26 protein-coding genes (1 of these 26 cut by a window edge) are annotated in these 25,378 nt (G+C 64.3%); 13 read left to right on the top strand and 13 right to left on the bottom strand.

From position 1 onward, the window contains the following. A protein-coding gene (clcA, locus tag I6L38_RS00950; protein ID WP_201882848.1) for a H(+)/Cl(-) exchange transporter ClcA crosses the window boundary here: on the bottom strand, positions 1 to 728 show its 5' portion. Its footprint begins 667 nt before the window's first position; the window shows 728 of its 1,395 coding nt (coding positions 1-728); its start codon is at positions 726 to 728; its stop codon lies off the left edge, out of view. Positions 729 to 952: 224 nt separating this feature from the next. Between clcA and hemL the strand changes: the two genes are divergently transcribed. Next, the gene (hemL, locus tag I6L38_RS00945; protein ID WP_201882850.1) at positions 953 to 2,239 is read left to right on the top strand and encodes a glutamate-1-semialdehyde 2,1-aminomutase; all 1,287 of its coding nucleotides are present in this window, start codon (positions 953 to 955) and stop codon (positions 2,237 to 2,239) included. Positions 2,240 to 2,439: 200 nt separating this feature from the next. After that, positions 2,440 to 3,255 (top strand): hypothetical protein, encoded by an 816-nt coding sequence (locus I6L38_RS00940; protein WP_201882852.1) that lies wholly within the window; start codon positions 2,440 to 2,442, stop codon positions 3,253 to 3,255. A gap of 60 nt (positions 3,256 to 3,315) precedes the next feature. On the opposite strand, the gene I6L38_RS00935 is transcribed toward I6L38_RS00940, so the two are convergent. Both I6L38_RS00935 and I6L38_RS00930 read right to left on the bottom strand, forming a co-directional pair. Further along, the gene (locus I6L38_RS00935) at positions 3,316 to 4,218 is read right to left on the bottom strand and encodes a sulfite exporter TauE/SafE family protein (protein ID WP_017766317.1); all 903 of its coding nucleotides are present in this window, start codon (positions 4,216 to 4,218) and stop codon (positions 3,316 to 3,318) included. A gap of 257 nt (positions 4,219 to 4,475) precedes the next feature. Next, positions 4,476 to 5,198 carry a phosphatase PAP2 family protein gene (locus tag I6L38_RS00930; RefSeq protein WP_065017875.1) on the bottom strand — a complete coding sequence of 241 codons (723 nt, stop codon included), beginning with the start codon at positions 5,196 to 5,198 and terminating at the stop codon, positions 4,476 to 4,478. A 211-nt stretch (positions 5,199 to 5,409) separates the two neighbouring features. Here I6L38_RS00930 and I6L38_RS00925 point away from each other — a divergent pair, with 211 nt between their 5' ends. Further along, positions 5,410 to 5,937 carry a DUF2937 family protein gene (locus tag I6L38_RS00925; RefSeq protein WP_216989019.1) on the top strand — a complete coding sequence of 176 codons (528 nt, stop codon included), beginning with the start codon at positions 5,410 to 5,412 and terminating at the stop codon, positions 5,935 to 5,937. Positions 5,938 to 6,002: 65 nt separating this feature from the next. Here the strand turns inward: I6L38_RS00925 and I6L38_RS00920 are convergent, their stop codons facing one another. Together I6L38_RS00920 and I6L38_RS00915 are read right to left on the bottom strand one after the other, a co-directional pair. Beyond that, complete coding sequence (locus I6L38_RS00920) at positions 6,003 to 7,583, bottom strand: response regulator (RefSeq protein WP_010636269.1); 1,581 nt, start codon at positions 7,581 to 7,583, stop codon at positions 6,003 to 6,005. 111 nt (positions 7,584 to 7,694) lie between these two features. Beyond that, positions 7,695 to 8,576, bottom strand: a complete 882-nt coding sequence (locus tag I6L38_RS00915; protein ID WP_005304434.1) for a LysR family transcriptional regulator — start codon at positions 8,574 to 8,576, stop codon at positions 7,695 to 7,697. A gap of 156 nt (positions 8,577 to 8,732) precedes the next feature. Between I6L38_RS00915 and I6L38_RS00910 the strand changes: the two genes are divergently transcribed. Both I6L38_RS00910 and I6L38_RS00905 read left to right on the top strand, forming a co-directional pair. Continuing rightward, entirely contained in the window at positions 8,733 to 9,131 is a 399-nt protein-coding gene (locus I6L38_RS00910; protein WP_005304437.1) for an SMR family transporter, read from the top strand. Next, on the top strand, positions 9,119 to 9,439 hold the full coding sequence (locus I6L38_RS00905) for an SMR family transporter (RefSeq protein WP_005304440.1): 321 nt from the start codon (positions 9,119 to 9,121) through the stop codon (positions 9,437 to 9,439). Before I6L38_RS00910 ends, I6L38_RS00905 begins: the two co-directional genes overlap by 13 nt. Before the next feature lie 89 nt (positions 9,440 to 9,528). Here I6L38_RS00905 and I6L38_RS00900 read toward each other — a convergent pair whose 3' ends face one another. The 3 genes from I6L38_RS00900 to hrpB form a co-directional block, all read right to left on the bottom strand. Next, a complete protein-coding gene (locus I6L38_RS00900; RefSeq protein ID WP_216989018.1) occupies positions 9,529 to 9,927 on the bottom strand; it encodes a VOC family protein in 399 nt (132 codons plus the stop codon). Between the two features lie 42 nt (positions 9,928 to 9,969). Then, complete coding sequence (mrcB, locus tag I6L38_RS00895; RefSeq protein ID WP_216989017.1) at positions 9,970 to 12,291, bottom strand: penicillin-binding protein 1B; 2,322 nt, start codon at positions 12,289 to 12,291, stop codon at positions 9,970 to 9,972. Positions 12,292 to 12,550: 259 nt separating this feature from the next. After that, positions 12,551 to 14,998, bottom strand: a complete 2,448-nt coding sequence (gene hrpB, locus I6L38_RS00890) for an ATP-dependent helicase HrpB (protein WP_216989016.1) — start codon at positions 14,996 to 14,998, stop codon at positions 12,551 to 12,553. A 155-nt stretch (positions 14,999 to 15,153) separates the two neighbouring features. On the opposite strand from hrpB, the gene thpR reads away from it, so the two are divergent. The 8 genes from thpR to panC all read left to right on the top strand — a co-directional run bounded on the left by thpR (position 15,154) and on the right by panC (position 22,057). Beyond that, a complete protein-coding gene (gene thpR / locus I6L38_RS00885; protein WP_043171254.1) occupies positions 15,154 to 15,681 on the top strand; it encodes an RNA 2',3'-cyclic phosphodiesterase in 528 nt (175 codons plus the stop codon). Positions 15,682 to 15,723: 42 nt separating this feature from the next. Further along, positions 15,724 to 16,467: a DNA/RNA nuclease SfsA gene (gene sfsA, locus I6L38_RS00880; protein WP_017780529.1), complete on the top strand. Its 744-nt coding sequence runs from the start codon at positions 15,724 to 15,726 to the stop codon at positions 16,465 to 16,467. Positions 16,468 to 16,586: 119 nt separating this feature from the next. Next, positions 16,587 to 17,036: an RNA polymerase-binding protein DksA gene (gene dksA, locus I6L38_RS00875; protein ID WP_005304459.1), complete on the top strand. Its 450-nt coding sequence runs from the start codon at positions 16,587 to 16,589 to the stop codon at positions 17,034 to 17,036. A gap of 113 nt (positions 17,037 to 17,149) precedes the next feature. After that, complete coding sequence (gene gluQRS / locus I6L38_RS00870; RefSeq protein WP_216989015.1) at positions 17,150 to 18,058, top strand: tRNA glutamyl-Q(34) synthetase GluQRS; 909 nt, start codon at positions 17,150 to 17,152, stop codon at positions 18,056 to 18,058. 145 nt (positions 18,059 to 18,203) lie between these two features. After that, positions 18,204 to 19,703 carry a polynucleotide adenylyltransferase PcnB gene (pcnB, locus tag I6L38_RS00865; RefSeq protein WP_005304465.1) on the top strand — a complete coding sequence of 500 codons (1,500 nt, stop codon included), beginning with the start codon at positions 18,204 to 18,206 and terminating at the stop codon, positions 19,701 to 19,703. 11 nt (positions 19,704 to 19,714) lie between these two features. Further along, a complete protein-coding gene (folK, locus tag I6L38_RS00860) occupies positions 19,715 to 20,224 on the top strand; it encodes a 2-amino-4-hydroxy-6-hydroxymethyldihydropteridine diphosphokinase (protein WP_042051344.1) in 510 nt (169 codons plus the stop codon). Further along, complete coding sequence (gene panB, locus I6L38_RS00855) at positions 20,221 to 21,015, top strand: 3-methyl-2-oxobutanoate hydroxymethyltransferase (RefSeq protein WP_005304470.1); 795 nt, start codon at positions 20,221 to 20,223, stop codon at positions 21,013 to 21,015. Before folK ends, panB begins: the two co-directional genes overlap by 4 nt. A 184-nt stretch (positions 21,016 to 21,199) precedes the next feature. Next, positions 21,200 to 22,057, top strand: a complete 858-nt coding sequence (panC, locus tag I6L38_RS00850) for a pantoate--beta-alanine ligase (RefSeq protein ID WP_216989014.1) — start codon at positions 21,200 to 21,202, stop codon at positions 22,055 to 22,057. Between the two features lie 64 nt (positions 22,058 to 22,121). Here panC and I6L38_RS00845 read toward each other — a convergent pair whose 3' ends face one another. Genes I6L38_RS00845 through I6L38_RS00825 form a run of 5 tightly spaced genes read right to left on the bottom strand, consistent with a single transcriptional unit; the run spans position 22,122 to position 25,336 of the window. Further along, positions 22,122 to 22,649 (bottom strand): rhodanese-like domain-containing protein, encoded by a 528-nt coding sequence (locus I6L38_RS00845; RefSeq protein WP_017780523.1) that lies wholly within the window; start codon positions 22,647 to 22,649, stop codon positions 22,122 to 22,124. 1 nt (position 22,650) lies between these two features. Further along, positions 22,651 to 23,091, bottom strand: a complete 441-nt coding sequence (locus I6L38_RS00840) for a MauE/DoxX family redox-associated membrane protein (protein ID WP_042007044.1) — start codon at positions 23,089 to 23,091, stop codon at positions 22,651 to 22,653. Positions 23,092 to 23,135: 44 nt separating this feature from the next. Then, positions 23,136 to 23,396 (bottom strand): DUF3343 domain-containing protein, encoded by a 261-nt coding sequence (locus I6L38_RS00835; protein ID WP_017411022.1) that lies wholly within the window; start codon positions 23,394 to 23,396, stop codon positions 23,136 to 23,138. Beyond that, the gene (locus I6L38_RS00830) at positions 23,393 to 24,175 is read right to left on the bottom strand and encodes an acyl-CoA dehydratase activase (protein WP_216989013.1); all 783 of its coding nucleotides are present in this window, start codon (positions 24,173 to 24,175) and stop codon (positions 23,393 to 23,395) included. Before I6L38_RS00830 ends, I6L38_RS00835 begins: the two co-directional genes overlap by 4 nt. A gap of 9 nt (positions 24,176 to 24,184) precedes the next feature. Further along, on the bottom strand, positions 24,185 to 25,336 hold the full coding sequence (locus tag I6L38_RS00825; RefSeq protein WP_216989012.1) for a double-cubane-cluster-containing anaerobic reductase: 1,152 nt from the start codon (positions 25,334 to 25,336) through the stop codon (positions 24,185 to 24,187). Positions 25,337 to 25,378: the final 42 nt, after the last annotated feature.

The raw sequence follows: 25,378 nt of genomic DNA, 5'->3' as shown, positions 1-25,378 counted from the left end.
GCCGGGGCGTCGTAGTGAGGCAAGCTGATCACGGCCCCCTGCCCCTTCATGTTCTGCAGCATCAGGGTCGCCATGATGGCGGAGATGCCCACCGCCTTGATGGCCAGAAAAGAGTAGCGAAACTGCGGTCGCATCTCCTCCATCACGAACAGGATCCCCGCCAACGGCGCATTGAAGGCGGCGGCCAGACCGCCGGCCGCACCGGCCGCCAGCAGGGCATGGCCGTGCTCCTTGGGCAGCCGGAAGATATCCGCCACCATCTTGCCGAGGTTGCCGCCGATCTGCACCGAGGGCCCCTCCCGCCCCAGCACCATGCCGGAACTCAGGGTACAGATGCCACCGAAAAACTTGACCGGCAACACCCGCCACCAGCGCACCGGCCGCAGCTCGTCCATGGCGCCCTCGATCTCGGGAATGCCGGAGCCACCCGCCTCCGGCGCAAAAGTGTGGGTCAGGAAATAGCCGATCATCCCCAGCAGGGCGCTGAAACCGAAGCCGAGCAGACCGAGCTGCCACCAGGGGCGATCGGCCAGCAGATCAATGCGCTGCTGCGCCAGCCAGTGGACGCCGGACTCGAACAGTCCACAGACCAGCCCGGCCAGGGTACCGACCAGTGCCGCCAACAGCAGCACCAGCAGAGGCATCTTGTCTTGATGAATGATCCGCCGCAGGACGGGGCCACGGGGAGGCGAGAGCGGTTCGGCAGAGGAGAAAGCTTGTTGCGACATGAAAAAAACCACATTCGTTTGCTGACGGAGGTAACGACATCCAGCCTGCTGCCCGGCTGCCCAGCATCGGGCCTTTCTGCTATAGTCGGCCCGTTTCATTTAACACGGGGCAGTCCTTGGCCAGGGAGTCAAGAGCGCAAGCATACTCCAGCTCCCCCCGACTGCCGAGCCGCAATCGGCCACCTGCCCCTGTGTGACGACCAAAATCCCATTAAGGATGATCCATGTCAAAATCAGATCAGCTGTTTGAACAGGCCCGCCAGACCATTCCGGGCGGCGTCAACTCACCGGTCCGCGCCTTCAATGGGGTCGGCGGCACACCCCGCTTCATCGATCACGCCGATGGCGCCTACCTCTATGACGTGGACGGCCAGGCCTACGTGGATTACATCGGCTCCTGGGGCCCCATGCTGCTGGGTCACAACCACCCGGCCATCAAGGCTGCCGTCATCAAGGCCGTCGAGAAAGGGCTGAGCTACGGCGCCCCCACCGAGATCGAAGTGCTGATGGCCGAAAAGGTACGCCAGATCGTCCCCTCCATGGAGCAGGTGCGGATGGTCAACTCCGGCACCGAGGCGACCATGAGCGCCATCCGGCTGGCCCGCGGCTACACCGGCCGCGACAAGATCGTCAAATTCGAAGGCTGCTACCACGGCCACGCCGACTCCCTGCTGGTCAAGGCCGGCTCCGGCGCGCTGACCCTGGGTCAACCCAACAGCCCGGGCGTGCCGGCCGACTTTGCCAAGCACACCCTCACCTGCGTGTTCAACGATCTGGACTCGGTACGCGAGGCCTTCAGCCAGTACGGCAACGAGATCGCATGCATCATCGTCGAGCCGGTGGCCGGCAACATGAACTGCATCCCGCCGGTGCCCGGTTTCCTGGAAGGGCTGCGCACCATCTGTGACGAGTTCGGCGCCCTGCTGATCCTGGACGAGGTGATGACAGGTTTTCGCGTCTCCCTGCGCGGCGCCCAGGGCCACTACAACATCGATCCGGATCTCACTACCCTCGGCAAGATCATCGGTGCCGGCATGCCGGTCGGCGCCTTCGGCGGCAAGAAGAAGGTGATGCAGCACATCGCCCCGACCGGCCCGGTCTATCAGGCCGGCACTCTCTCCGGCAACCCGGTGGCCATGGCCGCCGGCCTCACCATGCTGGATCTGCTGCTGGAGCCGGGCCTCTATGAACAGCTGAGCGACAAGACCGCCCGGGTTGCCGAAGGGTTCAAAGCCGCCGCCGCCAAACACGGTATCCCGCTCGCCATCAACTACGTGGGCGGCATGTTCGGCTTCTTCTTTACCGACGAGACCGAGATCACCCGCTATGAGCAGGTGACCCGCTGCGACATGGAGCGCTTCAAGCGCTTCTATCACCTGATGCTGGAAGAGGGCGTCTATCTGGCGCCGAGCGCCTACGAGGCGGGTTTCCTGTCGCTGGCCCACGGCGACAAGGAGATCGAACACACCCTGGCCGCCGCCGAGCGCAGCTTCGCCAAGCTGGCCGGCTAAGCCGTCGCCATCTGTCGCACAAGGGCCCTTCACGGGCCCTTTTTCATCCTCCCCTCGCCATGCCCGCTGCCGGTGCAATCTGCCCGTCGGCAACCGTGATTTGTCACCAAACGGTGCAACCCCCACCACAGTCGTTGTCATAAAGCAGGCCCACAATTTGCAGCCGTCAGCAAGACCCACCCTTTGTGAGCGAGGTAGGTATGGCGGAAATGAGCCCCATCGATGTGCTGCGACGCTATCAGGAGTACGAAGCCGAACTGGCCCCCCTGCTGCTGGGGCTGCTGACGGCATCGCCCGATTCACTCAGCAGTTATCCCTTCATCCTGAACCAGGCTCCCAGCCGGGAACCGCTCGGGATCCTGCCACCAGTGCCAGCGCCGCAAGCCCGTTTGCATCTAATCGTGAGAGGCCAAGGCCGTGAACTGACCCTCTGCCTGAACCAGCTCATCGCCTGGCTGATGGGGGACAGAGAGCGACGCCGGGCCATGCCCTGGTTCAAGGGGGTCTATGTGGTGTTGAGTCTGGCGCTGTTTCTGATCGTCGCGACGCTCATCTGGCACGGGCTGGAGCAGCTCTATCTGCTGCTGTGCGGGGCGCAGCAGAACCGGCTGGGGGCCTTCAGCGCCATCATCTTCCTGACCCTGGCGTTGGCGGTGTTCGATCTGGGCAAGACCATTCTGGAAGAGGAGGTGCTGCTGCATAAGGACATCTTTCGCCACAGCGCCATTCGCCGCACCATTACCCGCTTCATCGCCGCCATCCTGATCGCAGTCTCCATCGAGGGATTGCTGTTGCTGTTCAAGGGATCATTAGGCCAGAGCGAACTGCTCTGGCCGGCGGTGGGTGTGATGGGGTGCGCCGTGGGGCTGCTGCTGGCCCTCGGGCTCTATGTGTTTCTGGGGGCCAGGGCCGAAGCGGCGCTGGTGCAGGCCAACCTGCGACCTCTGCCAGCGGGGGTTGTGGTGCCCCCCGCGCCCCCAGCCAAGAAGCGGGCATGGTCCAGGAGGTATAGATAACGCCAAAGGCCTGCAACCACTTCAATACTCCGCGGCCAGCACCGGCACGCACCGCACTGGCTAACCAGTGACGCCTGCCAGCCGGGGTTGTGGCGCCCGTCGCGCCGCCCGCCAGGAGGCGTACATGGTCCAGGAGGTATAGATGACGATGAAGGCCACCAGCCATTTGAGCATCGCCATGTCCATGGATTTGACCAGCATGGCCGCCAGCACCACGCCGACCGGACCGAAGATGGCCACCGCCAGCACCGCCTTGGCGTCGAAGGCCCCCTTGCGGATGAAGGTACCCGCCGAGAAGACGCTGAGCACGGCGGTGGAGCCCATCATGATGGGAAACGCCGCCAGCGGATTCATGCCGAGCAGATAGACCAGGGTCATGCAGGGGGCGAACAGGCCTATGCCCACGTTCATCAGCACACCGAAGAGGAAGTTGCCGGCGAGCGCTATCCCGAGCTTGTAACCGGTCAGCCCCATGGCATCGCCACCGAGGGGGAACAGCCCCAGCAGGCCGGCGAAGATGAGGCCGGCCACCACCAGCAGGGAGACCGCCATCACCAGCCGGATGGTCTGGCGATCGAACGAGGCGACGTGGCGCGCCCCCCAGGCCGCGCCGGCAGCGGCGGCCACCATCATGCCGATGAGGGTGAGCGGATCCACCTGCACGGCACCGATGAAGATCAGCGACTGGGTGACCGTCGGCAACACGCACTGGCCGTTGAGGGTGCCCGGCAGCAGCCGATCGTCGATCAGCTTGAACTGCTTGTAGCAGGCGGTCTTCACCGCGAAGCTGCCAACCCCCAGGGTATCGAGAAAATTGGCGACAAAACCGATGGCCGCCACCGGCCAGAAGGGGGTCGACTCCAGCGCACCCTGTTGCCGCTTGTGCCACCAGGCCCGTACCAGCATGAAGATGAACGCCAGCGCACAGATGATGAATATCAGGCGCAAAAGATTAATTAACATACAGAGTTCTCCAGCAACGGGCGGCGATTCTAAGGCAGCAAAAATAAAAAATCTTGGCCCTGATCAAGCATTCATCCCTTGCAAACGATTCCTTGGAGAAACTCTTGTTAGGCACGCCCGAACGAATCTGCTAATACTTCTCTATGAGGGCCAGCAGGCCTGGGGCCGCCGGTGGTAGTCATGGTCATTTCGCGACGACCACAGTCACCGGCTGGAAGTAGCCAAAAAGAAGGCCGGTATGCACCGACCTTCTTTTTTTATTGCTGACTCGCCGGTGTTTTGCCCGCCAGCCACTGCCAGCCCGGCAGGCGTGGCAGCCGCTGGGCGATCCAGCCGATCAGCGCATCCGACAGACCGGTCGACAGCAACAGAGGCAGACAGAGCAGGGTCAAGGAGAGGGCGCCGACATAGACATCCGTCAGCCAGTGGGCACCGGAGAGGATGCGGGGCGCCGAGAACAGCGGCACCATCAGCAGCGCCGTCACCCCGGCCCAGCGTGGCAGATAGCGCAGGGCAAAACCGGCGAAGATCATCAGGAACAGGGCGTGATCGCCGGGGAAGCTGTCGCTGGACGAATCCTTGGTCGGGATCCCGCTGAGCTGGGTGACCCGCAGTGCATCCGCCACCATCAGGGTCGGGCTGGGCCGGCTGACCGGCAGCAGATGACCAAACTGGTTGATCACCAGGGCCCCCAGCAACATGACACACCCCATGGCCACCAACCGGCGACGCCCCTGCTCGTCAGCACGCCAGAAGCAGCGGGAGAGGATAAGCCCCATGCAGGAGAGCACCGCCAGATCGAACAACCGGTTGTTGGTCACCGCCACCAGATCGGCCCACCATTGGGCCTGACCCAGCCAGCCATTGACCAGATGGAAGACGACGAGATCCCACTGATCCCAGGGGCCGTGCTCAGGCAGAGCGGCCCAGCTGACGGCGATGAGACCACCCAACAGATAACAGGGTATAAATTTGCGCATAAGGACTCTCCTCCCCGAAAAATGGGGCCGTATTTTAGAACATAAGAAGCGTGACGTGAATCACACAAATGAGGGAGGAAGCAAAGTTCATGGGGAAAACAGCGCGGCAGAACAGGTTCCGTTTAAGCCCTCCCTGGAATGTTCCGATCCAGATGGCGGGCTTGGCCGTCCCCGACCTTGCGGCTAGTATGGAGCTCTTCCCTTTCGCGAGATGAACAGCAATATGCGCAGCTACCTCAGGATGATGCTGTTTGCCCTTGGCCTGCTGGCCGGCGTGCAGATCCCGGGTCTGATCGACCTCTACTACCAGCGGCTGGATGCCCGGCTGCAACAGGCCAGCCTCAGCCTTGCCCCCTTTCAGGAGACGGCGGATCAGCACTTCAACGGCGATCTGACGGCCCTGGTCAACCACTACCGCACCAACCCGGATCCGGTCTTCGCCAAGGATGCAGCCAGCCTGCAACTGCTGGTCAGCCAGCGTCAGACCCTGCAGCAGGAGAGCGTCTACAAGAACGCCCCCTGGTACCGGCAGCTCACCCACCTGCTGCTGCGTGCCGAGCCCCAGCTCTGGCAAGATACCCTGCAAAACTACAGCTACGTGGTACCGCTCAAGCAGGCCGCCATCGTCTGCGGCATGGCGGCGGGGTTGCTCTCGGCCCTTGTCGGCGATCTGCTGCTCGGCCTCCTGCTGCTGCCGTTTCGCCAGCGCCAGTCCAGGGTACGCTACGGCCAGCGCTGATCCCTCAGCCAGTACCCGCCAACAACAAGGGGGCCCGCGGCCCCCTTGTCGTCTCTTGCTCTCCCCTACAGCTCGTAGGGCAAGCGCGATTCGCTGACCAGCCGGTTGAGCGCCTTCACCACCTCGGGATCGAACTGACTGCCTGAGCGCGACATGATGTACTCCATGGTCTGGGCCAGCGACCAGGGCTCCTTGTAGGGGCGCTTGCTGAGCAGGGCGTCAAACACGTCGACCACCGCCACGATGCGGGCCGACAGCGGGATCTGCTCGCCGGCCAGCTGCTCCGGGTAACCCTTGCCATCGAAGTGCTCATGGTGGCCACGGGCGATCTCGGCCCCCAGCGACAGATAACTGGTCCCCTCCACCATCTCCCCCGCCTTGTGCAATATGCTGGCACCGATGTCCGCATGCTGCTCCATGATGGCCCGCTCATCCGGCTCGAACCGCCCCGGCTTGTGCAGGATATGGTCCGGCGTGCCCACCTTGCCCACGTCGTGCAGTATGCTGGCCATGCCGATCATGTCGACGAAGCCGGGGGTCAGTTCGTCGGGATAGGCCCCCGCCTGTTGCAGCTCGGCCACGATGGCATCGGAAAGCTTCTGCACCCGCAGCACGTGATCGCCGGTATCCGAATCGCGAAACTCCGCCAGCGCCGCCAGCGCCACCACGGTTGCCTCCTGGGCACGCAGCAGCTGGTTGTAGAGATAGAGGTTGTCATACGCTGCAGAGATCCGCTGGCAAAACACGTCCAGCAGATCGCACTCGAGCGGGTCGAGCGGCTGAGTGGGGGTGAAGTTGAGCACGAACTCGCGCCCGTTCTGGGCGGCGATGTAGAGCGCATCCTGGGGATGCTCGAAGCGGTTGCAGCGATTGGCCAGCGCACTCATCACAGAGTCGTGCAGGGCCGGGAAGGCAGTGAGCGGCACGTCGCTCAGCAGGGATTCATAGTCACCGGTAGCGGCCAGGATCTCCAGCTCCTGCGAGCCGGGCCGGCGCTCGGCGCAGATGGCCCCCTCGGTGCCCACATCGAGAATGGCGCTGATCTGCTTGAGCACCCCGGAGGCAAATTCCCGCAGCGAATGCAGGTGATAGAGATCCCCCGCCCCCTCCAGTATCTTGCCGAGCCCCTGCCGGCTCTTGTCGATGGCACAAAGGGTCTCGTAGGAGCGCAAGGAGGCGATGACGGTGGTGTAGAGCTTCTGCACCGTCAGCTCGGTCTTGGTCTTGTAGTCGTTGATGTCGTAATCGAGGATCACCCGCTGCTCGGGGGCCTGCCCGGGCTGGCCAGTGCGCAGCACGATGCGGACCAGGCCGTTCTTCATCTCGTTGCGGATCTGGTGCACCAGCCGCAGGCCGGCGTCCTCGGTCTCCATTACCACGTCGAGCAGGATCAGGGCGATGCGCGGGTTGGCTTGCAGCATGCGGGCAGCCTCGGCACCGCTGTAGGCGTTGAGCAGGGCTAGCGGGCGGGATTTGTACTGAATGTTGGAGAGTGCCAGCCGGGTGGCATGATGAATGTCCGGTTCGTCATCGACGATCAGCACCTGCCAGGGGTTGGCCATCCTGGTCACCACGGCCTCATCGTCATCCAGCTCGATGATGTCGTCATCCAGCCAGATCTCGTCCTTGTCTTGGGCACTGCTCATATCGTTCACGCCTCCAGGCGCTGCATGAGGGTACAGACAGTATGTACCATCAGGCCGCGATGGATCACAAGCCCCGCGCGATCCGCCTGCCACCATCCATGAACAGATGACTCACTCGAACGGTTCGAGATAGGCCTGGATCGCCTTGCGCAGCCAGGCCAGCACCCTGCCGTGATAGGCATTTTCCGACAGATAGACGCCGTAGTCCCGCCACTGCAGGCTGAACTTGTGCTTGAGCGTGAGCAGGGAGCCTTGGCGCAGCTGACTCTGGATCAGCGGCGACGGCAGCACGGCCCAGCCGAGGCCGTCGAGCACCGCATCGCGCATCAGCTCGAAACTCGACAGCCCGATGTGGTGGCCGCCGATGGGCAGCAGGCTCTTGACCGAGAATTCATCCACGTAGGAGAGGGTGACCTGGGTGTGGCCGGTCAGATCCTGCTGCAGTACCCGCTTCAGGCTGGCCAGCGGATGACTCGGCGCCACCACCATCAGGGTGCGGATCGGGTTGAGCACCTCGATGTTGAGGCCGCTGCGCTCCTGCTCCTCGGTGATGAGGCCGAAAGCGGCGTCGACAAACCCCTCCTCCACCAGGGCGGGCAGCTCGGGCGGCGAGGCCAGCACCAGCGAGATGCTGGTGCCGGGAAACCGGTGACGCAGCTGGCCCAGCATCTCCCGCCACACCGCCTCGGGAATGGCGTCATCCCGCGCCACCCGCAGCGCCACCTCGGCGCCGGAGGCGTAATGTTCGCACTTGAGCTTGAGACTGTTGGCCGCCTGCAGCAGCCGCTTGCAGTCGTCCAGCACCTGCTCGCCAATCTCGGTCAACCGACTCTGGTTGGCCCCTCGTTCAAAAAGTTCGACGCCAAGCTCCACCTCCAGTGCCGCTATCGCCGTACTGACCGCGCTGCGACTCTTGCCAAGCCGTCGCGCCGTGTTGGCAATAGAGCCGCTACTGGCTGATTCCACAAAGAGTTGTATCTGGTAGAGCTTCATGATCCGGGTCGAGAGCTGGGTATCCGATATTCACCTTACCTCGCCCGCTTCTGCCAAGGCAAACCGTCAGCGTCTGAATTGCCGACGCTCAGCGATTCCAGCCTCCCGCCGGGTGGCGGCTATCATGGCCCCGTCGCAGCAACAAAAGGACATTTTATGTTATTCAATCGCATGCTCCTGGCCCGCATCTTCCTGACGGGCGCCATCCTGACCGAGGTCGCCGGCACCTCCAGCATGGCCATGATCCCGGAGAACGAAGCCGGCTGGCTCAACTACCTGCCCATGTGGCTGCTTATCTCCTTCTCCTACCTGTTGTTGGCCAAAGCCGCCAAAACAATCTCCATTGGCATTGCCTTCGCGCTCTGGGAGGGGCTGGGGATCGCGCTGATCACCGTCGTCTCCGTGCTGTTCCTCGACTACCAGCTGAATGCTCAGGAGTTGATCGGACTGGCGCTGGCCATAGTGGGGATTGTTCTGGTGACGATGGGCGAGCGCCACGATGAACCGGCCGCTCGCACACCCCGTGCCAACGAGGAGGCCGTATGCACCCGCTGATGATAGTGCTGGGCGCGGCCTTGCTGGATATCGGCGCCAACATGGCGATCAACCGTTCGGTCGGTTTTCGTCACAAGGGGTGGGGATTCCTCGGCATCCTGCTGGTGCTGTGTGCCTTCACCCTGCTGTCGGAAGCGGTCAGCACCGGCAAGATCGATCTGGCCGTGGCCTACGCCACCTGGGGTGCCATCGGCATCCTGGGCACCGCCCTCGGCGGCCTGCTGCTGTTTGGCGAGCGGCTCAAGCCCATCGGCTGGGTCGGCATGCTGGTGATGGCCGTCGCGGTCACCCTGCTCACCACCGCCTGATCCCGAGATTGCATCCATGAAAAGCAGCCGCCCGGCACACCGGGCGGCTGCTTGTTTTTGGGCATGGCTTCATGACGGCGAGCGTCTCGTCACCAGGCTTCGTAAAGCTCAAGCGGCAGGCCGTCGGGGTCGGCGAAGAAGGTAAAGCGGCGGCCGGTCAACTCGTCCACCCGCACCGGCTCCACCTCGACGCCATGGCCCTGTAGATGGGCGATGACCCGGTCGAGATCCGAGACCCGAAAGGCCAGGTGGCGCAAGCCGCACGCCTCCGGCCGGGAGGGGCGCAGGGGCGGCGCCGGGAAGCTGAACAGCTCCAGCTGGCTGCCGTCCGGCAGCGCCAGATCCAGCTTCCACGACTGGCGCTCGGCCCGCAGGGTCTCGGCGATGATGGGCAGCCCCAGCACCTGGTGGTAGAAGTGGCGCGAGCGCGCATAGTCGCTGGCGATGATGGCCACGTGGTGGATGGCATCGAACAGAGGATGTGACATGAGCACTCCTGGCAGGCGGGCAGCCTGGGCTGCCCGCCGCGGTCAGTTGAAGAAACCGTTGAACCAGTTGTCCAGCGCATTGACCGGGCTGGACACCGGAGTGGCACAGCTCATGGGCTCGGCCAACCCGGCCAGCTTGGCCGGCACCTGCAGACTGCCAGGGCAGTCGCTGGCAACCCGGGCACCGCTGGCGCGGGAGAAGCTGGCCCAGCTCACCCCCTGCGGCATGTTCATGGCCAGGCTGTTGACCCCGCGCTGGCTCATGTAGCCGCTGAACAGCTGCAGGGCACCGCTGGCGCCTGTCAGGCCGGCCGGGGTGTTGTCGTCGCGACCGACCCAGATGCTGACCAGCTCGTTGTTGTCGAGCCCGGTAAACCAGGAGTCGCGCAGCTCGTTGGTAGTGCCCGTCTTGGCCGCCATGGTGGCGCCAGGGAACTTGGCACCAAGCGCCCGCGCCGTGCCCTGGCTTACCGTCTTGGTCATGGCGAACAGGGTCAGCCAGCTGGCCTGCTCGTCGGTCACCCGCTTGGCCGCCTCATCATGCTGATAGAGCTTGCTGCCGTCGCTGTTGACCACGGCCCGGATCGCCGACAGCGGCTGGGTCAGCCCCTGGTTGGCGATGGGCAGGTACATCTGGTTCACCTCCATCGGCGAGAGGGCCACCGCCCCCAGCACCAGGGACGGATAGGGCTGGATCTCCTGCTCCACCCCCAACTTGTGCAGGGTGTCCACCACCTTGTCCAGCCCCACCTGCAGCCCCAAGTTGACGGTCGGCACGTTGAGGGAGCTGGCCAGCGCATCCATCAGCGGCACGCTCTGGCGGAACTTGCGGTCGTAGTTTTGCGGGGTCCAGATCTGGCCATCCTTGCCGCGAATGCGGATCGGCTGATCTTTAAGCGGCGTGCCCAGAGTCAGGCCGTTGGAGAGACCGGTCAGGTAGACCGCGGGCTTGACCAGCGAGCCTATCTGGCGGCGGGCATCCAGCGCCCGGTTGAAGCCGGCGTAGCGCGGATCCCGGCCCCCCACCATGGCCACCACCTCGCCCTTGTGCCAGTCGGAGACCACCATGGCCGCCTCCAGCTTCTTCTTGCCACGTTGCTTCTCGATGGTGGCCAGACCCGACTCCACCGCCTGCTCGGCGGCGTGCTGGGCGATGGGATCCAGACTGGTGAAGATCTTGAGGCCGGACTGTTTGAGCAGATCCGGGCCGAAGCGGCTCTGGATCTCCCGCTTGAGCAGCCCCATGAAGGCCGGGGTACGGCCATAACTCATCTGGCCGCGGGTAATGATGCCGAGCGGCTGCTTGCTGGCCAGTTCATACTCGGCCGGCTGCAGGCTGCCGTGATCCATCAGCAGCTTGAGCACCAGATCACGGCGCGCCTTGGCCCGCTCCGGGAAGCGCCAGGGATCGTAATAGGAGGGGCCCTTCACCATGCCCACCAGCAGGGCCACCTGATCGATGTCCAGCTCGTTGACCGGAATGCCGAAGTAGAAGTAGGAGGCGAGCCCGAAGCCATAGACCCCCTGGGAGAAGTTCTGCCCCAGATAGACCTCGTTGAGGTAGGCTTCCAGGATCTCGTCCTTGCTGTAGCGATAGTCGATGAGCACCGCCATGTAGGCTTCCTGCGCCTTGCGCCACAGGCTGCGTTCCCGGGTCAGGAAGAAGTTCTTGGCCAGCTGCTGGGTCAGGGTACTGCCGCCCTGCACGGTGCGCCCCGCCAGCAGGTTGGCCGCCATGGCGCGCATGATGGCCACCGGCGAGACGCCGCCGTGCTGGTAGAAGTCCCGATCCTCGGTGGTGAGCAATGTGATCAGCAGGCTGTCCGGCACCTCGGCGAGGCGCACCAGCAGGCGATCCTCCCGATCCTCGGTGTTGAGGCGATCGAGCAGCACCGGGTCCATCTGGGCGTAACCGAGCTGACGCTGGTTCTCCAGCGACTGGATCCCCTCCAACCGCGCGCCGTTGAAGGTGAGGCGCAGGCCGCGGGCGGCATCGGCCCCGTCATGGAAGGCAAACGGCCGGCGAACAAGCTCGATGCTGTTGCCGCTCACCGCATACTCGCCCGGGGAGTGGGGCTGGCGCACCTGCTTGTAGCTCAGCATGTTGAGCTCGCGCAGCATCTGGGTCTGGGAGAGGCGCTGGCTGGGATAGAGCTCCAGCGGCCGGCTGTAGACCATCACTGGCAACTGCCACTTCTCGCCGTCGAAGCGTTCACGCACCTTGGTATCCAGGTAGATGCCAAACACCACCATGAAGGCCGCTCCCACCAGGGAGAGCTTGAAGCCCAGCCAGAACAGCGTGCGCCAGATGGTGCGTTTGGGCGCCACCTTCTTGGGAGTGCGCTTGCGTCGTTGCGTTGCCATAAATCCTCTTTGCTTCTCTTTCTACTTATGTTGTCGCATTCGCGAACGTCCGATCGGGCCTGACCAATCGAACCGGGATCCTGAGTTTCATTTCGCCAGACCAAGGGATACCCCCTCATCCCCAACCCTTCTCCCATCTCGTTGAAAAAGGCAGAGGAAAAGGGCGCAAACACCCAGCGCGATCGGTTCCCTCTCTCTGGGAACGAGTCAGGGTGAGGAGCGTCTGCTGGCGCTGGGCTTCGCCATGCCCGGCAGCAATCTACAACCCCATCTTCTTCTTGGTGACTCTGGTCGGCATCGCTTCCAGCGGGTTGTCCGGCCAGTAGTGGCGGGGGTAGCGTCCCTTCATCTCTTTTTTCACCAGCTCGTAGGAGCCGGCCCAGAAAGCGGCCAGATCGGCGGTGATCTGCAGCGGCCGCTGGGCCGGGGAGAGCAGCTCCACCACCAGCGCCACCCGGCCGTCGGCCACGCACGGAGTCGTGGCCTGGCCGAACATCTCCTGGATGCGTACCGGGATCACCGGTGCCTGACCCGGCTGATAGCGGATCCGCACCCGGCTGCCGGTCGGCGCGGTGAAGTGGCCAGGCAGCGCCTCGTCCAGCCGTCTTGGCAGGGGCCAGGGCAGAGACTGGCGCAGGATGTCGGCAAGGTCGAGCTTTTTCAACTGCTCCAGCCGGGTCATGCCGCTCACCACCGGCAGCAGCCACTGCTCCAGATTGGCCAGCAGGCTCGCCTCGTCCATGGCCGGCCACCCTTCGTCAGGCAGCCAGTCGGCGGCGCAGCGCAAGCGGGCCAGCAGCCCCTCGCTGGTGTCATCCCAAGGCAGCACATGCAGCCCCTTGCGCCGGATCCCCTGCAGCAGGCAGCGCCCCTTCTGTTCATCAGAGAGTTCCGTCAGCGGTCGCTGGCTCAGCACCAGCTCGCCGAGCACCTGCTGGCGCTCCGCCCGCACCCGCTCCTCGCGCTCGTCCCAGTCGAACCACTGGCGCTCGCCGACCAGCTCAGGCAGCTGGCGCACCAGCTCATCCAGCTCCACCGGCTCGGCGATGAAGATGCGACTGCCACGCTCGTTCTGGCCCATCTCGATGGCAATGAGCGCCCCCTGCCCCTGACAGGGGTGACCTTCTACCAGATCGCAGCTCACCCCGCCACTGAGCTGATAACGGCTGCCGCTGCGCAGCTTGCCGATGCGATCGGGCCAGGCGAGGGCACACAGCAGCCCCAGCCATTGCCCCTGTGCACTGGTGGGGCGAGCGCCGAGCCGCTCGAACCAGCGGGCCGCACTCTGGCGCAGCGCTCCCTGACGGCGGTGGAATAGTACCGAGAGGCGCTCCGATCCTCGCAGATCTTCTTCCAGCAGCGCCACCAGGAAAGCCGCATCGGCGACAATCCCTGTCAGACCCTCGGCCTCCAGCGCGCGAGCGCGCAGCAGCATGCGGGCAAGCCGGGGATGGGTACCGAAAGCCGCCATGGCGCGGCCGGCCGGGGTAAGTTGTTGCTCACCCTCCGGCTTCATGGCGCCGAGGCTCACCAGCAGCCGCTGGGCACTGGCCACGGCGGCGGTCGGCGGCATGTCCAGCAGCGGCAGATCTTCGACCTTGGCCCCCCACTGGGCGGCGTCCAGCAGCAGGCCGGTCAGCTCCTGGGTGAGGATGTCGGGCGGGCTCTGCTCGGCGAGGCGCTCCTGCACCTCGCTGCTCCAGAGCCGGTAGCAGACGCCGGGGCCGAGACGACCGGCACGACCCGCCCGCTGGGTGGCGGAGGCTTTGGCGATGGGGCGGGTCTCCAGCCGGGTGACGCCGCTCTTGAGGTCGAAGGAGGCGCGCCGCTCCAACCCGCTGTCGACCACCACCGAGATCCCCTCGATGGTGAGGGAGGTCTCCGCCACATTGGTGGTGAGTACCAGCTTACGACGCCCAGCACGCGCCGGCTCGATGGCCGCCTGCTGGGCCGCCATGTCGAGGCGGCCGTAGAGGGGGGCGAGGGTCACCTCGTCCGGCAACCGTCCTTCCAGCCACTGCGCCAGCCGCTCGATCTCTCCCTGCCCCGGCAGGAACACCAGCAGGCTGCCGGCGTGGGCGGCCAGCGCCTCCAGCACCACGGCGCCGATCTGGGGCTCCAGCCACTGCTGGCGATTGGCGGGGCGGTAGTGGTAGTCGATGGGAAAACCGCGCCCCTCGGAGCGCACCACCGGGGCCCCCGGCAGCAGGGTCTCCAGCGCCATGCCGTCCAGGGTGGCGGACATCACCAAGAGCTTGAGGTCATCCCGCAATCCCTGCTGGCTCTCGATGGCGAAGGCCAGCGCGGTATCGGCGTGCAGGCTGCGCTCGTGGAACTCATCGAAGATGACCAGGGAGACGCCGGTGAGCTCGGGATCCTGCTGCAGCATCCGGGTCAGCACCCCCTCGGTGACGATCTCGAGCCGGGTCTGGCTGCTGGTGCGGCTCTCGCCACGTACCCGCAGGCCAATGCGCTCGCCCACCTTCTCCCCAATCTGGCGCGCCAGAAAGCCCGCTATGTTGCGCGCCGCCAGGCGTCTGGGTTCCAGCATGATGATGCGACCGGGCAGCCGGTTCTGGCGCACCAGCTCCAGCGGCAGCAGGGTCGATTTGCCCGCGCCGGGGGGCGCCTGCAGGATCACGCTGGCATGGTTGTCGATGGCGGCAAAGAGTGCGGGCAGCACCGACACTATGGGGAGAGAAGACAAAGGGATCAGCACCTTCTTGTTGCAAGCCGTAAAACGGCGCCTATTCTGCCACAGCCTGCCCGGCCACCGTGAGTGGATGTCGGCCGGCGAGACAGGAGCGGACGGCTGCCATAGAATGGGCCACCCGTCCGCATCAAAGAGGCACCCTCACCCGAATGGCCAAACTCTTCTTTGCCCTGCCCGCCGAGGCGCTGGCCGCCGATATCGTCGCCTGGCGCGACCAACTGCCCTGGCCGGGCCAGCCGGTCCCCGTCGCCAACCTCCACCTGACGCTGGCCTTCCTCGGTGAAGCGGATCAGATCACCACCACGCAGCTGATGGCCGCCGTCGAGCGCCAGCACTGTCCGCCGCTCACCATAACGCTCAATGAAACAGGCTGGTTCGGCCGCGCCAAGGCCGCCTGGATTGGCCCGAAAGAGTGGCCCAACGAGCTGACCGTGCTGGCCAGGGCGCTGCGTCGCCACGGCGAGAAGCTGGGGCTTGGCAACGGCGAGCAGGGCTATCGCCCCCACGTCACCCTGTCGCGCAAGGCGAGCGAACCGCCGGCGCTGCTGCCCGCCCCCGCTTTCGTGCTGCAGGCCGACCGCTTCTGCCTCTATCAATCCCTCTCGACCCCGGACGGGGTGCGCTACGAGCCCCTCGCCTGCTGGCCGCTGCGGGCCAGAGAGAAGATGGCATCCTGACCGGCTGCCATGCCCAGACTCATCGATTAAGAGAGCCATACCATGATCTTCGATCCCCCCCTGCAATCCGGGCAGCTGGTCGCCCGCTACAAGCGCTTCCTGACCGACGTGCGGCTCGACAACGGCGAGGTGATCACCATCCACTGCGCCAATACCGGCGCCATGACCGGCTGCGCCGAGCCGGGTACCCGGGTCTGGTACTCCACATCAAGCAACCCCAAGCGCAAGCTGCCCCACAGCTGGGAGATCGCCGAGAGCCCGGCCGGTCACTTCATCTGCGTCAACACGGCCCGCGCCAACCAGCTGGCCCGGGAGCTGATCGAGCAGGATGCCCTCGCCCCGTTGCGCGGCTATGCCCGGCTGCGCACCGAGGTGAAATACGGCGAAGAGAACAGTCGCATCGATCTGCTGCTGGAGGACGACCACCTGCCTGCCTGTTATATCGAGGTGAAATCGGTGACCCTGCTCGACGAGCGGGAGCAAGCCGGCATGGGCTACTTCCCCGATGCGGTAACCACCCGTGGCGCCAAGCACTTGCGTGAATTAATGGCCATGAAGGCGGCAGGGCACAGAGCCGTGCTGTTATTTATGGTTTTGCACTCCGGAATCGTGAGAATGCGCCCGGCAGCGCATATAGATCCGCACTATAGTCTGCTTATTGAGCAAGCAATTGCGGCAGGGGTTGAAATTTTATGCTATCGACCCCATGTTGGGGTGCAGAGCATGGTGGCGCAAGATTTTATCCCGTTTGAATCTTGTCACCTGCTACCCGAGGGCAGCGAATAAATGTTGGAGTGGGTAACATTATTGGTACGGCTTGTTTGCCTCCAAGTTACCCTTCTGCTATAGATGTCGCCCTCAATTTATGGATGGCACGGGTAGCGTGCTGAATTAGGAGACAGGGCATGCCAACAGGCGAAAACAGGAAATCTCTGGGCCCCCTGGCCATTGCGGGTGTGGCGCCTTACCAGGAAAAACCGGGTGAGGAGTACATGAATGACCAACAAAAGGCACATTTTCGCAAGATCCTGGGAGCCTGGCGCAACCAACTGATGCAGGAAGTTGACCGCACCGTTGACCACATGAAGGATGAGGCTGCCAACTTTCCGGATCCAGTGGATCGCGCCGCGCAGGAAGAAGAGTTCGCGCTGGAACTGCGTACCCGCGACCGCGAGCGCAAACTGATCAAGAAGATCGAGAAGACCTTGCTGCTGCTCGAAGACGACGACTTCGGTTACTGCGAACACTGCGGCATCGAGATCGGCATCCGCCGTCTGGAAGCCCGTCCGACCGCCGACCTCTGCGTTGACTGCAAGACACTGGCCGAGATCAAGGAAAAACAGATGGCCGGTTGATACCGACCTCTGGCATGACACAAAAAAGGGAGCTCGCGGGCTCCCTTTTTTATTGAGCTTTTGGCCGGGTCGTCCCAGAATGCTGCCTCAATGCCTTTTTTATCCGAATGACCATGTCCGTGAATGCCACCCCGTCATCCCCGCCCCTCCCTTATATAGGCCGCTTTGCCCCCTCCCCTTCGGGTCCGCTCCACTTCGGCTCCCTGATTGCGGCGCTCGGCAGCTTTTTGCAGGCCAGGGCACAGCAGGGGCACTGGCTGGTGCGCATCGAAGATATCGATCCGCCGCGGGAGATGGCTGGAGCCGCCGACCTTATCCTCAAGACCCTTGAGGCCCATGGCCTCGGGTGGGATGGCGAGGTGATGTACCAGAGCCGGCGTCACGCCCGCTACGACGAGATCATCGACCAGCTCTACCGGGCCGGCGATCTCTACTGGTGCCGCTGTACCCGGCGCGAAATCATGGCGAGCGGCGGCTTTTACAACGGCCACTGCCGCACCCTCGGACTGAGCGCAGAGGGGTGCGCCGCCCGCCTGCGCCAGCATCACCCGGTCTACGATTTCGAGGATAGCCTGCAGGGTCATATCGCGGTACCGGCGGCGCTGGCCGAGGAGGATTTCATCGTGCGCCGGCGCGATGGCCTCTACGCCTACAACCTGGCGGTGGTGGTGGACGATATGGACTGCGGCATCACCGAGATAGTGCGCGGCGCCGACCTGCTGGAGCCGACGGTGCGCCAGATTGCCCTCTACCAGACCCTAGGGGCGCCAGTGCCCGCCTGGGTGCACCTGCCGCTGGCGGTGCAGGCCGACGGCAACAAGCTCTCCAAGCAGAATCACGCGCCGGCGCTGGCGCAGGACGAGGTGCGCCCGGCCCTGTGGCGGGCACTGCACTTCCTCGGTCAATGTCCGCCCCCCGAGCTGCTGGCGAGCCGGGTGGACGAGATCATCGACTGGGGCATAAGCCACTGGCAACTGGCCAAGGTGCCCGCCAGCGAGAAGATCCCGCTGGCTGACGGCTGAGCCGAACCGGCCATGTTTGTCTGATTGGACGTGAATCGCCCGAGGTTGGTCGTGATTTTACCGGGATAATCCGTTTCAAACGGGATCAATTGCCGTCACGGTTTTTCATTTGGTGAGGCGTGAGCTATGATAGGCCGCTATTTTTTTGGCCTCCCGTCAATTTGAAGTCATAACGAGGTGTACCATTTTTTCCCAGATCGCAAACTTTTGCCGCAAGGTGCTCGGCAAGGAAGACGGCGAGCAGTCGGTGGAGTCCCCCATTCCGGCCCGTGTCGCCGGGCAACGTCGTACCTTAAGCCGTGACCAGCACCCGATTTCGCGCAAAGAGATCAGCGAGAATGCACTCAAGGTGCTCTATCGCCTGAACAAGGGTGGCTACGAAGCCTACCTGGTCGGCGGCGGGGTACGGGATCTGCTGCTCGGGAAGACGCCCAAGGATTTCGACATCGCCACCGATGCGACGCCGGAGCAGATCAAGTCACTGTTCAGCAACTGCCGCCTGATCGGCCGCCGTTTCCGGCTGGCCCACATCGTCTTTGGTCGTGACGTGATCGAAGTGGCCACCTTCCGCGGTCACCACCATCAGGTCAATACCAGCAAACATGTGTCGGCCCAGTCCGATGAAGGGATGCTGCTGCGCGACAACGTCTACGGCACCATCGAAGAGGATGCCGAGCGCCGCGACTTTACCGTCAACGCCCTCTACTACAGCGCCAAGGATTTCACCCTGCACGATTTCGAGGGTGGGCTGGAAGACCTGGCCGAGCGCAAGCTGGAACTCATCGGCGACCCCGAGACCCGCTATCGCGAAGATCCGGTGCGGATGCTGCGCGCCGTGCGCTTCGCCGCCAAGCTGGACATGACCATCAGCCCGCGCACCGCCGCCCCCATCAAGGAGCTGGCGCCGCTGCTGCAGGATATTCCGGCGGCCCGCCTGTTTGAGGAGACCCTCAAGCTGTTCCTGGCCGGCGATGCGCTGGCCACCTACAAGCTGCTGCGCGAGTACGGCCTGTTCCAGCAGCTGTTCCCGCAGGTAGCCGCACTGTTCACTCCGCACGGCAACTCGCCCTACGAGCAGTTCATCGAGCAGGCGCTGATCGATACCGACACTCGCGTTCGTGAAGACAAACGCGTCACCCCCGCCTTCCTCTACGCCACCCTGCTGTGGGGCTGCGTTGAGGCCCGCGGCCGGGTGCTGGAGAACGAGAGCGGCCTGCCCTGGTATGACGCCTTCATGCTGGCGATCAACGAGGTGCTGGACAACCAGGTGCGGATCATCGCCGTCCCCCGCCGTTTCACCACAGATGTGCGCGACATCTGGGCCCTGCAGCAGCGGCTGACCCGCCGTCAGGGCCGCCACCCCGAGCGCGCCATGGAGCACCCCAAGTTCCGCGCGGCGTTCGACTTCCTGCTGCTGCGCAACCGGGTCGAGCGCGGCCTCGGCGAGCTGGCCAGCTGGTGGGAACGCTACGTGGAATCCAACCCGGACGTGCGCCCGCAGCTGCAACGGGAGGCGACTCGCCGCCCGGCCAGCGGTGAGCGCGGTCAGAGCGGTGCGGCCCGCAGCAACGATGGCGAGAAACGCAGCAGCAACAGCCGCAACCGTCGTCGCCCCCGTCGTCGCAAACCGAAAGCGGCCGAGTGACAACTGACGTGATGACCGAGGTCTTCGTCGCCATCGGCTCCAACCTGGCCGACCCCGTCGGCCAGGCTCGCCGCGCCATCGCCGCGCTGGCGACCCTGCCGGATTCCGTGCTGGTGCAGGCCTCGTCGCTTTACAGCAGCCGCCCCATGGGGCCTGCTGATCAACCGGACTACGTCAATGCCGTGGCCCGGCTCAACACCCGGCTGGCGCCGCTGGCGCTGCTGGATCAACTGCAAAAAATCGAGCTGGAACAAGGACGTGTGCGCAAGGATGAGCGGTGGGGGCCGAGAACCCTGGATCTCGATCTGCTGCTGTTTGGCGATCAAGTGATCAACACTGAGCGCCTCATCGTTCCCCATTACGGCATGCAGGAGCGGGAGTTCGTGCTGCTGCCCCTGGCCGAAATCGCGCCCGCTCTGGTGCTGCCCTGCGGCACGCCGCTCGCACAACTGGTTGCCCGCTGCCCGCGCAATGGTCTTGCCATCATTGCCGCAAGTGCAGACGAACAGGAGCCTCTATGAGCAAGATCACCACCACCAACCTGCTGAAGATGAAGCAGGAAGGCCAACGAATCACCGCCATCACCGCCTATGATGCCACCTTTGCCAAGCTGTTCGACGACGAGGGCGCTCACGTGCTGCTCATCGGCGATTCGCTGGGCATGGTGCTGCAGGGTGGCCAGGACACCCTGGCGGTCAATATGGACGAGATGGTCTATCACACCCGTTGCGTGGTGCGCGGCACGACCAATGCCCTGGTGGTGAGCGATATGCCGTTCATGAGCTATGCCACCCCCGAGCAGACCTATCAGAACGCCGCCCGCCTGATGGCAGCCGGCGCCCGCATGGTGAAGATGGAAGGGGGCGACTGGCTGTGCGACTCCATCCGCCATCTGACCCGCAACGGCGTGCCGGTGTGCGGCCACCTCGGCCTCACCCCGCAATCCGTCCACGTGTTTGGCGGCTTCAAGGTGCAGGGGCGCGACGAGTTCCAGGCCCAGGAGATCTACCGTCAGGCCCTCGAGCTGCAGGCCGCCGGCATCCAGCTGCTGGTGCTCGAGTGCGTGCCCACTTCGCTGGCCGAGCGCATCAGCAAGGCGCTGCGCATTCCGGTGATCGGCATAGGTGCCGGCCCGGCCACCGACGGCCAGATCCTGGTGATGCACGATGCCTTCGGCATCACCTCCGGCTATGTGCCCAAGTTCACCAAGAACTTCCTGGCCGAGACCGGCGACATGCGCGCCGCCATCCGGCTCTATGTGAAGCAGGTGAGCGAAGGGACCTTCCCGGGCCCGGAGCACTGCTTCAACTGATGTGATGCCGTGACGAGAGCGGGGGCCTGCGCCCCCGTTTCGCCCTCCGGGGCAGAGTGAGCCCCCTCTTTTGATGATTCATCCCAAGGTAACCGCCGATGATGATGCCGCTTGTTGACACTTCGCGCTTATCCGCACGGGCTCCTGCCCGCCTCTCTTTGATCTTTTCGAAGGTGAACAGTTGATGTTGGTCGTTAACAATCCCGCCGCTCTGCGTGAACAGATCGGCCAATGGCGCCGTGAAGGGCGCGCCATCGCATTCGTGCCCACCATGGGCAACCTGCATCAGGGCCACCTTACCCTGGTGAAGGAGGCGCACAGCCACGCCGAGAAGGTGGTGGTCAGCATCTTCGTCAACCCGATGCAGTTCGACAAGGCCGAGGATCTCGCCAACTACCCGCGCACCCAGGAGCAGGATTGCGCCGCGCTGGAGGCGGCCGGGGTGGACATGGTGTTCACGCCGACCCCGGAGATCATGTATCCGCAGGGACTGGCCAGCCAGACCTTCGTCGAGGTGCCGGGTCTCTCCACGCTGCTGGAGGGGGCGCTGCGTCCGGGTCACTTCCGCGGCGTCAGCACCGTCGTTACCAAGCTGTTCAATCTGGTGCAGCCTGACGTGGCCTGCTTCGGCCAGAAGGATTACCAGCAGCTGGCGCTCATTCGCAAGATGGTGGCCGACATGGCGATGCCCATCGAGATCGTCGGCGTGCCCACGGTGCGGGCCGAAGACGGGCTGGCACTCTCCTCGCGCAACGGCTACCTGACCGCCGCCGAACGGGCCCTGGCCCCTGAGCTGGCGCGCACCATGAACTGGATCGCCGAGCAGATTGAAGCAGGTGACCACCACCTGCCCTCCCTGGTGGCCCAGGCCAGCCAGCGCCTCGACAAGGCCGGTTTTCGGACCGATGCCATCGACATCGTCGATGCAGCCACCCTGGAAGCGGCCACCGATGAGAGCGAGCAGCTGGTGATCCTGATGGCGGCGTATCTCGGCAAAGCCCGCCTCATCGACAACCGGGTGGTGACGCTGGCCCGCCCCTGAGCCGCTGCGCCACTGACAACAAAGCCCGCATATGCGGGCTTTGTTGTATCTGGGCGTTTCCGACCTATTCGGCGCTGACCGGGTAACCCGCCCCTTTCCAGGCGAAGATTCCGCCCGGCACCCGATAGACCTGCTGATAGCCCTGGGTGACCGCCCAGGCGGCCCCGTTGTGGCTGCGGCCGCACTTGACGAAGCCGCAGTAGAACACCACCGGACGGGTCTTGTCGTCCCCCAGCAGGGCCAGCAGCTGCTCGGGCGTGCCACTCCCCTCGACGATCTGGCTCCAGTCATCGCCGGACCTGGCCTCCTTCACGAAGGCAAAATTCCTGGCCCCCGGAATATGCTCCTTCTTGTAGGAGTCCTCGAACGGCATGGTGTCGATGATCACCAGCGCCTCGCCTTTATCCATCCGGGTTTTCAGCTCGGCCACGGTCAGCAGCTGATAGCCACCCTGTTGGGTCTCCTGGGAGAGCTGTACCGCCGCCTGCTCCAGCTTGGTCTCCTGCTCGAACTGGTTGTCGCCACAGCCACCGAGGGCAAAGCTGGCCGCAATCAGCGAGGCCATCAGGGTGCGGGATTGCAATCTCATCATGTCACTGCTCCTTTGGAACGGTAAAAACGGGGCGGGAGTGACGCAGCAAGGCGCCCGCAAGCGTCAACAGCAGCAGATCCCGCAAGAGGGCCTGTGGCAGCGAGCCGAGATCAGCCCTGCCAAGACAGCCGCAAGAGATGTCGAGCCCGATGGCGATGCCATAGCCCAACACCGGAATAAACAGGGCGAGCAGCCCGATCACCAGCCACAGTCCCCAGCGCCGGTTGGCGATGACCGCCACGCCTGCGCAGAGCTCCAGCCCGATAAGCCCCCAGACGGCAAGGGGAATGAACGGCGACCAGAGCAGACCGAAGGCGCCGATCTGCTCGGCGAACAGCTCCGGCGCAGCCAGCTTGAACCCGGCGGAGGCGACGAAAAATCCCCCCAGCGCCAACCTGGCCAGCACCCGCAGATACACGGCCACGGGATAGCTCTTTATCATCCATGCCCTCCACTGCCAACTCCCCGAGCAGGACTCACCATGCCCTAGCCGGCGGCCGGATAGCGGGCCAGTTCGCAATACTCACCGTCTTCGTCACAGCGAAAGACGGCGGCGGTTTCGCCGCGCTGGCACCACTGCTGCCACTCCTCGGGCGGGCAGTGCAGGCGGATGGCGAGGCCGCAGCCGGCACTGAGCCGGCGCGGTACGTCGCAGACCCGAAACGGGTGGGGCTGCTGCTCCAGCCGCTTGCGCAGCCTGACCGTACCGAGGGTGGAGTGAAACAGGTAGAGGAACTCTGCGTTCATGACTTACCTCCCGTGCGGGCGCGCGCACCGAACAAGGCCGCCCCCAGCGCACCGGCAAACTGGGCGTCAGGGTGGGTGGCCACGTCGCAACCCAATCCTTGCGCCAGATAGTGGCGGAAGGTGGCGCAGTGGCTGACACCGCCGGTAAAGAGCACAGTCGGCCTGGCGCCGAGGCGGCCGATGAAGTTGGCACTGCGCCGGGCCATGGAGCGGACGATGCCGGCCAGGATCGACTCGGCGGGAATGCCCGCCGAGCGCAGGCTGATCGCCTCCGACTCGGCAAACACGGTACACATGCTGCTGATGTCGTGGGGCTCGGCCCCTTGCAGCAGCTCGTCGAGCTGTTCGACCCGCGCCCCCAGGGTGCGGGTGATCACCTCGAGAAAGCGGCCGGTACCGGCGGCGCACTTGTCGTTCATCAGAAAGTCGGTGAGGTTGCCCTCACCATCGAGCTGGATCACCTTGCTGTCCTGGCCGCCGATGTCGATGACGGTGTGTACCGACGGGCAGAGCAGGCGAGCCCCCAGCCCATGGCAGGAGATCTCGGTAACCCGCCGATCGGCGAACGACGCCAGATCGCGGCCATAACCGGTCAGGGTCAGATGGGGGCGCTCTGGCAGCTCGGCCGAGAGCGTCTCCCAGCCTTGCTCGATGGCGGCCAGCGGACGAAAGGGGGTCGGCGTCAGAAAGCGGCGGACGATGCGCCCGCCCTCTCTGTGGTCGAACAGGATCCCCTTGGTCGCGGTGGAGCCCGAGTCAATCCCGATGGTGAGTGACACGGCACCTCCTCACAGCATTTCGATAAAGGCCGCCAACCGGGTGGCCAGTTGTCCCTTGTCGGCGCTGGAGTAGTCGGTCTCCACCGCCATGTAGGGGATGCCGTGGCGATCACGCACGTGGCGTTTGATAGCGAGCGACTCCACCGCATAGGTGTGACAGGCCTGCAGGATCACGTCGATCACCCCGTCTGCCTGATACTCCTCCACCATCTGGCTCAGCAGATTCATGCGCTGGTGGTTGGGGGAGATGCAGGAGCAGCCGATGGCCAGATACTTGTCGGTCAGCGCATCGAACAGATCGCCCTCCTCGCTGACGCACTGCTCGGTCGCCTTGGCGCCGGTGCAGTTCTCATAACCCACCACCCAGCCGCCGTGCTCTTCAATGAGACGCACCACCTTATCGGCGGCGCCGCCGATGGGGCAGCCGGTGATGAGGATGCGCGGACGGGCATCGAGCCGCTTGCCGTCGGCGTACTCGGCCTTGATGCGGCGGGTCATCTCCTGCAGCTCGCCGATGAGCTGCTCCTTGTCGAAGCGGAAGGTGGCGCCATAGACCACCTTGAGGATGTCGGTGCCGCTCAGCGCCGGCGGGTTGAGCTGACCCAGCCGGTAGAAGTCGGCCAGCGCGCGGCGCTCGCGGTTCTTCAGCACGATGGCGTCGCGCAGCGCGTGCTCGCTGATGGGTTGGCCAAACTGCTGCTCCAGCAACTCCTTGAAGCGGACTATTTCGCTGCGCCACAGGGTGCGGGAGGCCTCGTCATCGGCGCGGTTGGGCAGCTGCATCACGTGCACCGGTTTGAACTCGGCCATGTACTCGTACATCTTCTTCTTGCCGTCGCAGGTGGTTTCCCCCACCACCAGATCAGAGAAGTAGAAGTAGGGGCACTTGTCGGTCTTGCCGAAACCGTAGCTGCTCTTGATCAGCGGGCATAGATTGCGGGGCAGATCTTTCTCGGCCTCCTCTATGGTCTCGTCGCTGGTGGAGCAGAGCGATACCACCACGGCGCCGGCGGCCATCACCACTTCTTGCGGCATGAAGGTGCAGTAGGTGCCGACCAGGGGGATCTGTCGCTCCTTGAGTGCCATCACGGCCAGAAAGCCCTGCCGGCGGGCATCTGAAAAACTGTCGAAAATGGCTGGCAACTCGGTGATCAGTGACATAGGCGATCCTGCCCTGGTGAGAAAAAGAAGAGACGGAGGGCC

The organism is Aeromonas sp. FDAARGOS 1408, from assembly GCF_019048665.1.
GTDB classification, from domain to species: Bacteria; Pseudomonadota; Gammaproteobacteria; order Enterobacterales; family Aeromonadaceae; genus Aeromonas; species Aeromonas dhakensis.
Note: the sequence above shows the minus strand (reverse complement) of the source record. Positions and strands in the feature narration are given on the sequence as shown.

What these genes read in the sequence shown, in the direction of transcription:
- I6L38_RS00920 (WP_010636269.1), bottom strand. Translation starts at nt 7,583, where the DNA reads ATGAGCAGTGCCCAAGACAAGGACGAGATCTGGCTGGATGACGACATC.
- sfsA (WP_017780529.1), top strand. Translation starts at nt 15,724, where the DNA reads ATGATCTTCGATCCCCCCCTGCAATCCGGGCAGCTGGTCGCCCGCTAC.
- hemL (WP_201882850.1), top strand. Translation starts at nt 953, where the DNA reads ATGTCAAAATCAGATCAGCTGTTTGAACAGGCCCGCCAGACCATTCCG.
- I6L38_RS00905 (WP_005304440.1), top strand. Translation starts at nt 9,119, where the DNA reads ATGCACCCGCTGATGATAGTGCTGGGCGCGGCCTTGCTGGATATCGGC.
- I6L38_RS00840 (WP_042007044.1), bottom strand. Translation starts at nt 23,091, where the DNA reads ATGATAAAGAGCTATCCCGTGGCCGTGTATCTGCGGGTGCTGGCCAGG.
- panC (WP_216989014.1), top strand. Translation starts at nt 21,200, where the DNA reads ATGTTGGTCGTTAACAATCCCGCCGCTCTGCGTGAACAGATCGGCCAA.
- panB (WP_005304470.1), top strand. Translation starts at nt 20,221, where the DNA reads ATGAGCAAGATCACCACCACCAACCTGCTGAAGATGAAGCAGGAAGGC.
- mrcB (WP_216989017.1), bottom strand. Translation starts at nt 12,291, where the DNA reads ATGGCAACGCAACGACGCAAGCGCACTCCCAAGAAGGTGGCGCCCAAA.
- I6L38_RS00940 (WP_201882852.1), top strand. Translation starts at nt 2,440, where the DNA reads ATGGCGGAAATGAGCCCCATCGATGTGCTGCGACGCTATCAGGAGTAC.
- I6L38_RS00910 (WP_005304437.1), top strand. Translation starts at nt 8,733, where the DNA reads ATGTTATTCAATCGCATGCTCCTGGCCCGCATCTTCCTGACGGGCGCC.
- I6L38_RS00935 (WP_017766317.1), bottom strand. Translation starts at nt 4,218, where the DNA reads ATGTTAATTAATCTTTTGCGCCTGATATTCATCATCTGTGCGCTGGCG.
- gluQRS (WP_216989015.1), top strand. Translation starts at nt 17,150, where the DNA reads ATGTCCGTGAATGCCACCCCGTCATCCCCGCCCCTCCCTTATATAGGC.
- I6L38_RS00835 (WP_017411022.1), bottom strand. Translation starts at nt 23,396, where the DNA reads ATGAACGCAGAGTTCCTCTACCTGTTTCACTCCACCCTCGGTACGGTC.
- dksA (WP_005304459.1), top strand. Translation starts at nt 16,587, where the DNA reads ATGCCAACAGGCGAAAACAGGAAATCTCTGGGCCCCCTGGCCATTGCG.
- I6L38_RS00930 (WP_065017875.1), bottom strand. Translation starts at nt 5,198, where the DNA reads ATGCGCAAATTTATACCCTGTTATCTGTTGGGTGGTCTCATCGCCGTC.
- I6L38_RS00825 (WP_216989012.1), bottom strand. Translation starts at nt 25,336, where the DNA reads ATGTCACTGATCACCGAGTTGCCAGCCATTTTCGACAGTTTTTCAGAT.
- folK (WP_042051344.1), top strand. Translation starts at nt 19,715, where the DNA reads ATGACCGAGGTCTTCGTCGCCATCGGCTCCAACCTGGCCGACCCCGTC.
- I6L38_RS00900 (WP_216989018.1), bottom strand. Translation starts at nt 9,927, where the DNA reads ATGTCACATCCTCTGTTCGATGCCATCCACCACGTGGCCATCATCGCC.
- thpR (WP_043171254.1), top strand. Translation starts at nt 15,154, where the DNA reads ATGGCCAAACTCTTCTTTGCCCTGCCCGCCGAGGCGCTGGCCGCCGAT.
- I6L38_RS00925 (WP_216989019.1), top strand. Translation starts at nt 5,410, where the DNA reads ATGAACAGCAATATGCGCAGCTACCTCAGGATGATGCTGTTTGCCCTT.
- I6L38_RS00845 (WP_017780523.1), bottom strand. Translation starts at nt 22,649, where the DNA reads ATGATGAGATTGCAATCCCGCACCCTGATGGCCTCGCTGATTGCGGCC.
- I6L38_RS00915 (WP_005304434.1), bottom strand. Translation starts at nt 8,576, where the DNA reads ATGAAGCTCTACCAGATACAACTCTTTGTGGAATCAGCCAGTAGCGGC.